This is a genomic window from Paenibacillus glucanolyticus NBRC 15330, from assembly GCF_004000885.1.
Taxonomy (GTDB): Bacteria; Bacillota; Bacilli; order Paenibacillales; family Paenibacillaceae; genus Paenibacillus_AQ; species Paenibacillus_AQ glucanolyticus.
In genome coordinates, this window is the sequence record NZ_BIMC01000013.1 from 30183 (window position 1) to 42064 (window position 11882).

14 protein-coding genes are annotated in these 11882 nt (G+C 36.7%); 10 read left to right on the forward strand and 4 right to left on the reverse strand.

Annotated features, from left to right (window positions below; translation table 11 throughout):
• Positions 1 to 20: 20 nt before the first annotated feature.
• From PGL02S_RS18300 to PGL02S_RS18320, 5 genes are all read left to right on the forward strand, one after another.
• Positions 21 to 1424: a fused MFS/spermidine synthase gene (locus tag PGL02S_RS18300; RefSeq protein WP_082834220.1), complete on the forward strand. Its 1404-nt coding sequence runs from the start codon at positions 21 to 23 to the stop codon at positions 1422 to 1424.
• A 179-nt stretch (positions 1425 to 1603) separates the two neighbouring features.
• Complete coding sequence (locus PGL02S_RS18305) at positions 1604 to 1819, forward strand: hypothetical protein (protein WP_063477376.1); 216 nt, start codon at positions 1604 to 1606, stop codon at positions 1817 to 1819.
• 96 nt (positions 1820 to 1915) lie between these two features.
• Positions 1916 to 3187 (forward strand): IS110 family RNA-guided transposase, encoded by a 1272-nt coding sequence (locus tag PGL02S_RS18310; protein WP_063477375.1) that lies wholly within the window; start codon positions 1916 to 1918, stop codon positions 3185 to 3187.
• Positions 3188 to 3880: 693 nt separating this feature from the next.
• Complete coding sequence (locus PGL02S_RS18315) at positions 3881 to 4480, forward strand: hypothetical protein (protein WP_063477374.1); 600 nt, start codon at positions 3881 to 3883, stop codon at positions 4478 to 4480.
• 29 nt (positions 4481 to 4509) lie between these two features.
• Positions 4510 to 5556 carry an ADP-ribosylglycohydrolase family protein gene (locus PGL02S_RS18320; RefSeq protein ID WP_197477050.1) on the forward strand — a complete coding sequence of 349 codons (1047 nt, stop codon included), beginning with the start codon at positions 4510 to 4512 and terminating at the stop codon, positions 5554 to 5556.
• A gap of 123 nt (positions 5557 to 5679) precedes the next feature.
• Here the strand turns inward: PGL02S_RS18320 and PGL02S_RS18325 are convergent, their stop codons facing one another.
• Both PGL02S_RS18325 and PGL02S_RS18330 read right to left on the reverse strand, forming a co-directional pair.
• Positions 5680 to 6237 (reverse strand): hypothetical protein, encoded by a 558-nt coding sequence (locus PGL02S_RS18325; RefSeq protein ID WP_063477373.1) that lies wholly within the window; start codon positions 6235 to 6237, stop codon positions 5680 to 5682.
• A gap of 251 nt (positions 6238 to 6488) precedes the next feature.
• Complete coding sequence (locus PGL02S_RS18330) at positions 6489 to 6827, reverse strand: helix-turn-helix domain-containing protein (protein WP_063477372.1); 339 nt, start codon at positions 6825 to 6827, stop codon at positions 6489 to 6491.
• Positions 6828 to 7328: 501 nt separating this feature from the next.
• Here PGL02S_RS18330 and PGL02S_RS18335 point away from each other — a divergent pair.
• Positions 7329 to 7487, forward strand: a complete 159-nt coding sequence (locus tag PGL02S_RS18335; RefSeq protein ID WP_082834219.1) for an aspartyl-phosphate phosphatase Spo0E family protein — start codon at positions 7329 to 7331, stop codon at positions 7485 to 7487.
• A gap of 489 nt (positions 7488 to 7976) precedes the next feature.
• Here PGL02S_RS18335 and PGL02S_RS18340 read toward each other — a convergent pair whose 3' ends face one another.
• Both PGL02S_RS18340 and PGL02S_RS18345 read right to left on the reverse strand, forming a co-directional pair.
• A complete protein-coding gene (locus PGL02S_RS18340) occupies positions 7977 to 8204 on the reverse strand; it encodes a hypothetical protein (protein WP_063477370.1) in 228 nt (75 codons plus the stop codon).
• Positions 8156 to 8497, reverse strand: a complete 342-nt coding sequence (locus tag PGL02S_RS18345) for a sigma-70 RNA polymerase sigma factor region 4 domain-containing protein (protein WP_063477369.1) — start codon at positions 8495 to 8497, stop codon at positions 8156 to 8158. The genes PGL02S_RS18340 and PGL02S_RS18345 overlap by 49 nt, the downstream gene beginning before the upstream one ends.
• Positions 8498 to 8669: 172 nt before the next feature.
• On the opposite strand from PGL02S_RS18345, the gene PGL02S_RS18350 reads away from it, so the two are divergent.
• The 4 genes from PGL02S_RS18350 to PGL02S_RS18365 all read left to right on the forward strand — a co-directional run bounded on the left by PGL02S_RS18350 (position 8670) and on the right by PGL02S_RS18365 (position 11508).
• On the forward strand, positions 8670 to 8861 hold the full coding sequence (locus PGL02S_RS18350) for a hypothetical protein (RefSeq protein WP_063477368.1): 192 nt from the start codon (positions 8670 to 8672) through the stop codon (positions 8859 to 8861).
• Between the two features lie 100 nt (positions 8862 to 8961).
• The gene (locus PGL02S_RS18355; RefSeq protein ID WP_063477367.1) at positions 8962 to 9729 is read left to right on the forward strand and encodes a hypothetical protein; all 768 of its coding nucleotides are present in this window, start codon (positions 8962 to 8964) and stop codon (positions 9727 to 9729) included.
• Positions 9730 to 10145: 416 nt separating this feature from the next.
• Positions 10146 to 11270, forward strand: a complete 1125-nt coding sequence (locus PGL02S_RS18360) for a hypothetical protein (protein ID WP_063477365.1) — start codon at positions 10146 to 10148, stop codon at positions 11268 to 11270.
• 37 nt (positions 11271 to 11307) lie between these two features.
• Positions 11308 to 11508 carry a hypothetical protein gene (locus tag PGL02S_RS18365; RefSeq protein WP_063477364.1) on the forward strand — a complete coding sequence of 67 codons (201 nt, stop codon included), beginning with the start codon at positions 11308 to 11310 and terminating at the stop codon, positions 11506 to 11508.
• The last annotated feature ends 374 nt before the right edge of the window (positions 11509 to 11882 follow it).

An 11882-nucleotide genomic window follows, 5' to 3' on the forward strand; every position in this document is an offset into this window, starting at 1 on the left:
TTTTTTATAAGGAGGTCAATTTGATTAAACGGTATTATACTATTATGTTTTTAGTTTCTTTTGTTTACATGGGATTGGAGATGCTAGCCTCTCGAATATTTACCCCATATTTCGGCAGTAGTCAGTACATTTGGGGATCAATCATATCTATTTTCCTTGTTGGTTCAACTATTGGCTATTGGGTTGGGGGAAGGGCAGCTGATACCAATAAGAACAGAATGATCCTGACCGTATTTCTTTTGGCCGGAGCGGGAAGCATGGCAATAATCCCATTCTTTGCACCATATGTACTTCCGGTTTTGAACCAGTTACCACAAGGGATTGGAATACTAATTGCATCCATACTTCTCTTACTCCTCCCAAATATATTCTTAAGCGGGATCGTGCCGGTAATATCTAAGATTGTTTTAAATGAGGGTGTAAGCGGAAAAAAAATAGGTCATCTTCATCAGATACCTGCAGTTGGCAGCATTTTTGGAACCCTTTGTACTACCTTTCTGGTGATTCCAAATTTTAATGTCGCATTCGTAATTTGTGTTTACTCCGTGATGATTTTACTCTCAAGTTTCCTCATCGGTAAAAAAGGTGGTATCAACTCCATGGTAATCAGTATTCTAATTTTACCTGTTTGCTTTATTCCTATTTTGGGCATGGCCATCCATAATAAAGATCAAGGTTTGATGTACCATACTGAAAGCATCTATAACCCTATATCAATTGTAAAACTGGAATCTGTCTACGGGAAGAAAGGGAATTACTTGGGGATGCAGTTTAATAAAAACAGCTATCAAGGAATCATGGATATGGATCAACCAGATGAGCCACTACTGAAATATACTAAAAGCATGATTGAAATTGCTGATTACTATATGCCTGACTTCGATCGGGGGGTTGTGATAGGGCATGGTATTGGCACGATCCCCCAATTTTATAAGGATAAAAATCTTATCAGCGTCGAGTTGGATTCCGAAGTTGTAGAGCTGAGCAAACAATTTTTTGGTTATAACGGTGACCATGTGATAGTTGGAGATGGTCGTAAGGTGTTAGGCCAACAGAGAGATGCATCTTTCGATCTTATTTTCCTTGACGCTTATCAAGATTTAACGATCCCTTTTCATTTAACAACAAGAGAGTTTGTGCAAGAGGTACTTAAGAAGTTAACTTCTGATGGAATAGTTATTCTCAACTATGCAGGTAATCAAAGTGATGATTTATTAGGAGGGATAAAAAGCACTTTCGGTACAAGTTTTACCCATATTAGGATGTTCGGAACAAACGATAATAAGGCGGGTTCTCAAAATATTATCCTAGTAGGTAGTAATAAACAATTGGATCCTCATGAATTTAGAACCTGTGTGGAGATTACTGTAAAGGATGGAAAGGTTATAACTGACGCAAACACGCATTACAATCAACTTAATTAATTTTTTATAGACACAGAGCTTGTTTGGGGGAATTTTCTTATTTTATTTACTCCGGTCGTTTTATATCCTAAAAAGCTGGCCTGTAGCAGCGTCTCATTTAATCATATTCTCGATATTTTTTCTTTGTGATACCCTAAGGATAGATAGAGAGCGCATATACAGACAGAGGAGCACGTCATATGATTGGATCGGACCTGGGTCAGGTTTTTAAAGACGGAAATTTACTCCGTTTAGAAATTGTAAAAGCTAGGGGGAAACGACAAGTTATTTTCGGTAAAGTACTGCAATTTGATAGAACACGAGAAATATTATTGGTTTATGAGCTGGATTATAAACGAGTAGAAATACTCAGTTTAAATGAAATAGAGAACGTTAGCATTCCTGTAGAGCGTTAATTATCAGCTTTGCAAAAATAAAAGCGCCTCGGTACGATGGGAGTACGCAACGGGTCATAGCCCTTAAAATCCCATCATCCAGGAGGACGCTCTACTATGAAGTTTAAAGCCCAGGACAAACAAAATCAACTCATTGAAAAAATTACCCCTCAGCATCTCGTCGTCGGAATCGACATTGCACAGCTAACGCATGTCGCTCGTGCGGTAAACTTCCGTGGGATTGCTATTGGCAATCCGCTATCTTTTTCTAATGACGAAGAAGGATTCCAGATCCTTCTTCGCTGGATTCAATCGTTGCAAGCAGCCCATAATCTTAACTGCGCTATCATCGGCATGGAACCGACGGGGCATTACTGGCTAAACGTCTCCAGATGGCTATACGAGAAACAATTCGAAGTTGTTCTTGTTAATCCACATCTCGTGAAAAAGAACAAGGAAAACCGTGACAATACACCATCGAAGAGCGACAAAAAGGATGCTCTGGTCATCGCAGACATGGTTAAAAACGGCTACTATTCGTTCATTCGCAACACGCCTGAAGCGTTTGCGGAACTTCGTGTCTTACTTTCAAACCGAGACTCCATCGTTACAAGACTCGTTAGTGCGAAGAACCAAATCCATCGTTGGGTTGACGTAGTGTTTCCTGAGCTGCGACAAGTCTTTAAGAACCTGATGTGCAGAGGTTCATTGGCCACATTACGTCTTTTCCCGACGCCTGAAGAACTGAGCAAGCTAACGCCTCAGGAAGTGGTAAAGGGCTGGAAATCCATTATGCAACGTCAACCCGGGGACAAAAAAGCTCAAACCCTTATTGCGCTTGCTCATCATTCAGTTGGCTCTAAGCAGGCAACGAAGGCGTACAAGCTCCACCTAACGCAGCTTCTCGCTGAATATGACCTAGCTTGTGAGCAGCTGCAAGTAGTAGAGGCAGAGATTGCAGCAGTTTTAGCCCGTATTCCTTTTGCTAAATCAATGCTTGCTGTCAAAGGGATTAGCGCCATTTCACTCGCTGGTGTTCTTGGTGAGGCCGGAGATTTAAGTGGTTTTTCTCATGGTAATGCACTGCTTCGCCATGCTGGTCTCAATCTTGCAGAAGCAAGCTCAGGTAAATGGACGGGGCAGATGAAGATTAGTAAACGTGGACGATCACGCCTTCGCCGTTTCATTTTCATGATGACCATAAGTTTAGTTGGTAACAACCCAGAGTTCAAAGCGATGCATGCGTACAATGTACAGGTCAGAAAGATGAAGAAAATGAGGTCTCTAATGAAACTTTGTGGTAAATTAGCACGAGTACTCGTTGGAATGGCTCGTAGTAAAGAGGCTTACAATCCGTATAAAACGAAGCCAATTCAACAAGCAGCTTAAGTTTAATTTAGCCGTTTCGTCGTATGAATTTTGGCTTATTCGCAGGATTTCAAAGAAAGCACGGAGTACCGGATGTATTGAACCAAAGGGCACCGACCCGTAACGTTAGCAAGACCGGCCTCCACCCCTTGGACAGGCGTAACGAAGGAATGAGAGGGCACAGACCCGTTGAGACATGGGAGTGAAAACCTCCAGGGCGGCGTGGAGAATGCGTGCAGTATATGGAATTATATGGGGTTTGTAGCTTTCCCCTCTATTTCCTCACGCCTTCATGTTGTCTTGGTCTACTACGAGGGTTGTCTTACGTTCCTTCTGCAATTCTGGACAGGGGTGAAATCCTGCGAATAAGTGAGTATTCATGAGTAAATTGAATCGTACTGAGGGAGTTCAATTAATTGATTGGAGCAAGCAGCAACAAGATGTTTATCTTTGTTAACACATTACTAAGCATACTGGGCAAAGATTTCACTTAAGAATAACCAACAAAAACCAGATTTTTTATAAAGATCGAAACACAATGGCGTCTTGCTACCTAAATTACAGGTGTAAGGCGTTTTATTTGTTTATGATTTATTTCTGGAAAATAAGGAAGTCTGATATAACATTGGTATCGAGTGTTTATCTTACATTGAAATAAAAAATTGTACTAATATATCCTTGCTTAATCAGTGCGAGGGCAAGGGAGGGACGATAATGTCTGAAGATATAAGAAAAGTCTTTGACAGCGATAGTAAGACAAAAAAGCGGGCGGCAAATGGTTCGTTTAGTAGGGTTAAAAGCGGTAGAGGTGGTATGGTAACTGCTTATACCTTAATGACCAAGGAACAGCAACTTGAATACACTCAATGCGGGGATGGAAAAAGTTACAATATATATGAACAGATTATTCCAATTGAACAGTTTAAACATTTACCATTAGATATCCGAAAGCGTTGTTGGTCTGAATGGATAGATAAGTTTTTCATGAAGGATATACTACAAACTTGGTCAGTGAAATCGATTGATGAATTAAATTTGATTCTGGATGAAATTGATATTCCACTTGTAAATGGCCATTGGGTAGAGGATACATCTGTGTTCTTGGAGGAACTCCCTGCAGGCGTTAACATTGAAGAAGATTCATCGATGACTCTTAGTGACTTAATTGCCAGTGATGCAACAGTTCAAAACTTTAATGTGGATGGAGAGATGATGACAAGGGATCTAATACGAATATTAGAACAAGTAATTACCGAGGTTAGAGGAAGTAATCGAAAATTTTATGTAGGCCTATCAATCCAAGAAATGATTTGAGTTAAATTAAAATTGAACAGGAGTTATTGATGAAATCGATAAGTGGATCTTTTTTCAGAAGATTGTTTAATCCGGAAAAGTATACAGGGCCGAAGAAGGAAGAAATAATTCCAACATTCCTTAATCAAAACTTTGAGTTAACTTTACAGATTTATGGAGCGATTATGGGAAGCTGTGTTGGTGATGCATTAGGTGTACCGGTTGAATTCAAAGGCAGAAAAGAGCTGAGAGCGCGGCCCATCAGAGGATTGACTGGGTATGGTACTTGGAATCAGCCGCCAGGAACATGGTCAGACGATAGCTCATTATTCTTATGTACACTAGAATCATTACTCGAAGGTTATTCTCTTCAAAGTATTTCAGATAGGTTCCTTAAGTGGTATAAGGAAGGATACTGGACTGCAAATGGAGTAGTTTTTGATATAGGAACAACAACCAGACTTGCTTTAGATAGATTATCATATATTACGCCAACAGATTCAGGTCTACATGATGAAGATAGTAATAGCAATGGTTCATTAATGAGAATTCTTCCGCTCGCTTTCATATCATATAATAAGGATATCCAAGAAAGAGTAGAACTTGTTGAAGAGGTATCTTCTATTACACATGCCCATCGACGTTCAGTTCTCGCCTGCATTATTCTCATAGAAATCGCCTCGAATCTACTTAAAGGGCATGATCGAATCTCTAGTTATTATTTGATGCAGGAAACTATGAGAACTCATTTTGGACATGAATTTCAAATCACATATTTCCCTTCGGTATATTATGATATACAAGATCGTCCAGAGGATGCAGTTTTATCAACTGGTTATGTAGTGGATACTTTAGAAGCTGCCATTTGGTGCTTTTTAAAACATGATTCATACAAAGATGTGGTACTCGCAGCTGTTAACCTGGGTGGGGATACGGATACGATAGGAACCATAGCTGGAGGGTTAGCTGGAATGGCATTTGGTTACAACGACATCCCGAGAAAGTGGGTACTAAAGATCGCAAGGAAAGACGATATTGAGGATCTTGCAAAGCAGGTATGTGAATATATAGCAACAAGAGATACTAAGGATTTGTAATTATTAGTTTATTACTTATTGTATTACTCACCTTATAAGGGGAACGAAGTCTTGTTCATTATCAGAAAATTACCCGATCTCAATTCCCCATGAATTGAACAGAATACTTAATTCGGAGCTCCATTATGTAATTATTTTTGTTATGGTATTGATCATCTTTATGGTTTCAGAGGAACCCAAAAAATCCTTGACATGATTACCGTACTGGATGAGCCCTCTTTCCAATTTTACATAAATTTCAACTGGTAATGAAATGAACCATCGCTTCTGTTCTAATGCAAAAGGATCTATACCTAAATGTTGATATTCAACTGGAGAAAGAGTTAGATCACCTTGATATACTATCTCAATGTCTCCAATACAAGATAATAAGGTGATATGTGAATCTAAACTGAAATTTATGAAATAGAGAAAATAAGGATATTTTTCAAATAATCCTAAAACCCAATTCCTAACCTCTTTTAATTCGTACAATTCCGCTGGTATGTCTCCATATCCATCGAACATAATAATGACCGTTCCAAATGCAGAGGAGCCCATTTCTTCTAATAGCAAAACGCATTCATCTATAAACTTGTAAGACATATTATCAATTGATGACTTTGCTATGTTCATGAGATAAAGAGTTCCAGATGCAAGTTCAGTTTGGTTCGATATATCAATCATGAATTCATCGTTCATTAGTTTTCTCCAGTATTTTTAGTATTGTAAAAGCATTTATTACGTGAAAAAGACAACCATAATAATATTTATAATGAATAATTGCATTATAAGTGAAAACATCCTATATTGAGAAACAAGTTTAGAAGAGGGTCTCTATTTTTTATTGATTTGTTTGTATAGTTCACACACACTTTTAATACGTGAAAGGGTCGCCAAATAGGCGACCCTTTATAAATATGGCATGAAGTGAATGGAGATACATACGTTACTCAGTCTGTTTCCTCTGCTAACATTTCAAGAAGTACACGATAAATTTTTCTTTGTTTGGCCTCACTTTGCTGCAGCATAAGTGTAACACTTTCCCAGACCCAGTTCTTCTGATAGAGATATTCTTCATTGTCGTTATCCATAAGATTGAAGATGCTTACATCAAGAGCGTCTGCGATTTTAATGAGTGTTTGGATCCTAAAATTCTTCTCTCCTCGTTCAATTTGACCGACATAAGATCCTGTTGATCCTATAGCTTCTGCAAGTTGTTCTTGGGTCCATTGTTTTGCCATTCGATAAAGTCGGATTCTTGAACCTATCAGTTCCATCACATTATTCATCTCTACACCTCGTAGTCAGTGTAGAACATGAAATAGTCACAATTGGAGTTCTTATAACGACTATTTTCATGTTGTTATTGTCGTTTTTGTTTGTGTTAGTTATAATTTTCCATGAGCCTCCATATTTAATATGTAATTCGCAAGTTTACTGAGGAGGCCAAAGTTAACAAGAGAGATGTGTTTCAAGCATTATTCTATTATGTTGCTAGATGGGCCAACTGTCCAAGGAATAAAAGTGAGGAAATGAAAATGAAGGAATTTAAGCAGGGGGATTTTTTGTACAGTAGCTCAAGACTGTATAGGTCAGTTCCAGAAAAGAAACAAAAACGTGGGTTAAACATATTGTTATATTTCATTAGTGCTGCTTATCTTTTGACAACAATAGGTGCTGTTATGTATTATTGCTATATTTTTTTAAAGTTTGCTTTATGATATTTGCCGCATTAATACATACATATTGAAGACTCCCGAGATATGGGGATATTTCAAGGAGAGAACTAAATGAAAAGAGAAATTGAGAGAGCACGCATAGAATTATACGAGCTTGTAGAAGAATTCAACCTCACTGATCCTATTGTACTGTTGAAGTCAAAGGAATTAGATGAGCTATTAAATCAATATGATGAATTGCTATTAAAAGAAAAATCATCATTAAAATAATAGCGACTGTTTAGCTTTCTGTTTATTCGTGAGACCTAATTTAGTTCAATAACTATGGCTGCTTTTCTGGTTGAGCTCATCGAAAAGAGAAGTGAATGATTGCTTTCAAATAAATTGAGAAAAAATAGATGGTTTATTTGCACATAAAAAATCCCATCAATATTTTTATTGTTGGGATTTTTACATGTTTTATTTTATATGCTAAGGGGATTCAAAACAAAAGTATCGTATACTTATATTGGTGCCAATGGAAAAGGTTAACTTATTCCTGTGGTGAAATCGTTTCTAAAATGAACATTACAAATCCCAAACGGTGGGTTTTGTATAATATTGATCTAGTAAAAAGATTGCTTGAGCTCTGTAAATCGCTCTATGACAAAAGTGTATAATACAAGATCTTATGATGCAATACGATTATTATTTGAAACAGATAGAAGAAACGATATAAGCGAGATCTAGTAGTATCTTCAAAGAAAGGGTTGTGTCTTGTTAGATGATTTCATCATCGCTTCTTTTTATAAACTCTAGTATTTCTAATGTAATTTCTGAGATGGCATCCTCTTTAGGTAGATGAATGTATCTACTAATAGAGAGGATGTCTTTTTTAAATAAATCAATGAGTGCCAAAATTGATTCGTGATCATTATTCTTGGCAGCTTGTAATAATTCTAGGAATTCATGGTCTGTGATAATTTTCTTAACATTTTCTTTTTCCATTTATTCACCGCCTGTTGCGTCATGTTTAATTGATTGGCGACCTCGGATTCGGTTTGTTCGAATAAATACAATTGAGAAATAATAAATTTCCCCTGAGGTGGTAATGCTTCTAATAGTTGTTCTACGATAATCCTGTCCTCACTACTCAAGGTTGAACTAGTAATTGTGAACTGCTCCATTCCATTGAAATAACATTCTCTCCGTTTAATAGTTTTCGCGCGGTATTGAACCCTCCAACCAATACGGTATACTTCTTTCTTAAATCGTTCGTAGACATTTACTTGCTTCTCCATTGATCTATCCTCCCTTCATCCTTTCTAAATATAGGGAAATATATTGGGTGTTTCCACAACCAAAATAGGAACATTTGTTCCCCATTATAACACTTTTCTAATCTTTCGAGTTGTGAAGTTTAACTTATATGTTCCCTACATTATAAAAAATAAGGTGCGGAGGGGATTTCCTATGCAAGTAACAGATTTTGCAACATTAGTTACTAATGTCGGTTTTCCAGTAACACTATGTTTTATCCTCATTCGTTATGTATTACAAACCATTGTAGAGAAATTGGATTCTTTGGATGAATCTCTGAATCAATTAACTGAAGTTATCCATTCCCTTAAAATGAATGAGAGCGAGAAAAAAGATCAGGATTAGAATATATTATATGTAGTTTGAAATTATATATGTATACTTGAATGGCCTGCACTCAGGGGGTATCCCGCTTCACAACCTATTTATTGCTAAGGAGGAAACCATGAAAATAATCGATTATATTTACGGGATCGATGTTTCAAGCAGAAGCAAAAATTTAGGCTGGGTAAAAATTAATGCAATGGGAGAAATCGTAGATGGAGGCATAGGACTTAATAGATTGCCGTACATTCTTGATCAGGATATCAAAAATAAGAGTCTCAGCATTGCAATTGGAATAGAAGCAGTGATGTGGTATCCTTTTCCGGACATAACTGATGGAGTTTACGAAATGAAAGGCAGATTTCCTGAGGAATTAGGAATGTACAGGTGCCACCAAGGAGTAGCAGCAGCAACGACGGTCAAGACAATGTTGCTAGAAAGATCTATTTTTCTTGATAAGGATACACTAAAGACGGATGCGACCAAAAATGTCAAGAAAATGCTAATTGGTGATTCACGAATATTTCTGTACGAGGGATTTGGAGCTGGTGAATACAAACCTAAGGGGAACTATAATCTATTTATGAATAATGCGTCTTTGTCAGTCCCCAATGGCCCCTTACTTAAAGGAGAAGATTCTATTGATGCGTTTGTTATTGCATCAGCAGCTTTATATGGTTTAACTTCCTATATAAACCCCAATTTCCCAAACCAATATACAAAGCATTTGGTTGTAACATATGACAACCAATACAAAACGATTTTTCAGGGACTCCACGAAACAATATATCATGCTGGGTACCATTGTATTTGGGAATCGATAGTGGGACACTCTTTTAAGGAAGACGAACCTAAAGTGTGTAATATTTACGGGTTTAAATGGAAGTGATGACGATTTATAAATAAAGTGTTTTTCTCTTCAATGATCTATTCTAATTCGAAGATAGAGAGGAGCAACACCACGAATGAAAAATCCAAACGACATTACATATCACGCTACGTACGAACCAGATATGAAGAAGATGGTTAAAGCATTACAAATTATTTTTGAAGCTAGGGTTGATGATACGAATCAGGATAATGCGAAAGATACAAATACGAGTTGTATTGAGAATGAATCCTCAATTATTATTAGGAACTCAGAGAACTCAAGAGTATAAAAGAAGATCAATGAGCTGATTATTAGAACCTTGATATATTTTTAATTACTAAGAGATGAATGATCTAGTAAGAGGACCTAGCCAATTAGTACTACATATGATACCTTATGATAGGTAAGGATATCCATATAAGGTGGGGGAACTCATGAAAAAGGCACTAAAGCTACCTCTTTTAATCGCCACATTAGTTTCAGTAATACTGTTTATAAGTCCATTAGCTAAACTAGAGGCTGCATCCAATATTATCCCTAGTAATGCATATGCCTCTGAAGCAATTGCGATATTTTTAGATGGGCAGCTAGTTGTAACGAAAGAAAAAACATACACCCTTGATGGGATCAAGAAGAGTGGTATCTATTTACCAGTAAAACTTTTAGCCAAGCTCAAGAATGTAAAAGTAAATTATACTAAGCCGATTACGGTCAAATCTGATATAGGCACTTTTAAACTGGATCATACAAATTCATATTTGTATGATGATACGACTTATATAACAATTGAAGATTTTTATAAAATGACAGGCTTATCAGGGAAGTATCTTTATGAACCTAATTCCCTTTTTTTATGGAGTGACACGAGTGGGAAATCTAAAACTACACAACTAATTGATCAAATTAATAAAGTTTCAGATGATCTAAAAAATTATATGGGTAAGAAAGTATACATATATAAAGGTGAAAAAGTGGGTCACGTCATTGAAATAGATCCAATAACCGGTGATTCAGTTAGATTTAATATCCTCCTCAATAATGGTAAGGTAATTGAGGAGATTGTTATTGGTGAGATACCCGATTCATTTTGCACTTATTTCCACTATGAGCTCATGAGTTATCTTTATACAGGAAAGTATTTCTGGGCAAATAAAAATCTCTTACCATCCTCAAATCCCTTGTTGAATATTGAAAAAGTATATTTCAAATCAATTAAAATGAAGGGGAAAGATTTAATTATTCAAGCAAAGCGTGCGAGCGGGCATGATGTCACTTTTAAGCTGAGTTTTTACGATGATCCTAGTGAACCAATTAAGAATGGATTTTATTCAACGAATCCGAAGAGTGTTTACACCAACTGGTCTTCTAATGTCTGGACTAAAATAACACAACAAAAAATAAGTATAGGTATGTCTCAGGATCAAGTTTTCTTGTCTTGGGGGGCACCAGACGAAATAAACTCGTACACAAGTGCTAAGATGAAAATTGACCAGTGGGTTTATGGAAGAACGTACATACACTTCCATAATGGAAAACTTAACTCTTGGACTGATTTCTAATAAATCTTTCAGAGAAATATTATAAGGAGACAAAGACATGACAGAAAAAAAGGAAATTCATTTAGACAAACAAATGTTTCCTTTGTCGATTGATGGAAAAATGGTCACTCCACATGAATGCGTAACAATGATAGAAACTGTTCGTACAATGCGCTTAGAAACGTCTAATGAGATAACAACTAACCAGAAAAAACGGGTTAAGTTTCATGAGGATAGAGGCACATCGAAGAGTCTATGAGTGTTGGTTTTGACTATTGTAGCTGGATAGATTGGTCTAACTTGCAAAAGAAATATTTTGGGTTTAGCTCTGGACAAGGGGAACCCTCCTAAGAGCTGAAATATCTCTTATATATCTCACACTATTATGGATAAATCGATTCCTTTTGTCTTTACGACTCGTAGACAGAATGGTATATTTATAAATAACTAAATGATTTCAAAAGAGGAAGCACCTCTATATTGGCTCTAGTAGCCATTATAGAGGTGCTTTTTTTTATTTCAAGAATTTGGGTGAGAAGTAAGAACCATGTAATTACTTTCTGGAAATATAAATTTAACCATGCATGAGCACCTCACTCATTTTGAATTGCTTTCAGACAATACAAACTAATT

Bases quoted from the DNA above. Each gene is read 5' to 3' on its own strand.
- PGL02S_RS18305 (WP_063477376.1), top strand. From the start codon at position 1,604: ATGATTGGATCGGACCTGGGTCAGGTTTTTAAAGACGGAAATTTACTC.
- PGL02S_RS18310 (WP_063477375.1), top strand. From the start codon at position 1,916: ATGAAGTTTAAAGCCCAGGACAAACAAAATCAACTCATTGAAAAAATT.
- PGL02S_RS18315 (WP_063477374.1), top strand. From the start codon at position 3,881: ATGTCTGAAGATATAAGAAAAGTCTTTGACAGCGATAGTAAGACAAAA.
- PGL02S_RS18320 (WP_197477050.1), top strand. From the start codon at position 4,510: ATGAAATCGATAAGTGGATCTTTTTTCAGAAGATTGTTTAATCCGGAA.
- PGL02S_RS18325 (WP_063477373.1), bottom strand. From the start codon at position 6,237: ATGAACGATGAATTCATGATTGATATATCGAACCAAACTGAACTTGCA.
- PGL02S_RS18330 (WP_063477372.1), bottom strand. From the start codon at position 6,827: ATGAATAATGTGATGGAACTGATAGGTTCAAGAATCCGACTTTATCGA.
- PGL02S_RS18335 (WP_082834219.1), top strand. From the start codon at position 7,329: ATGAAAAGAGAAATTGAGAGAGCACGCATAGAATTATACGAGCTTGTA.
- PGL02S_RS18340 (WP_063477370.1), bottom strand. From the start codon at position 8,204: ATGGAAAAAGAAAATGTTAAGAAAATTATCACAGACCATGAATTCCTA.
- PGL02S_RS18345 (WP_063477369.1), bottom strand. From the start codon at position 8,497: ATGGAGAAGCAAGTAAATGTCTACGAACGATTTAAGAAAGAAGTATAC.
- PGL02S_RS18350 (WP_063477368.1), top strand. From the start codon at position 8,670: ATGCAAGTAACAGATTTTGCAACATTAGTTACTAATGTCGGTTTTCCA.
- PGL02S_RS18355 (WP_063477367.1), top strand. From the start codon at position 8,962: ATGAAAATAATCGATTATATTTACGGGATCGATGTTTCAAGCAGAAGC.
- PGL02S_RS18360 (WP_063477365.1), top strand. From the start codon at position 10,146: ATGAAAAAGGCACTAAAGCTACCTCTTTTAATCGCCACATTAGTTTCA.
- PGL02S_RS18365 (WP_063477364.1), top strand. From the start codon at position 11,308: ATGACAGAAAAAAAGGAAATTCATTTAGACAAACAAATGTTTCCTTTG.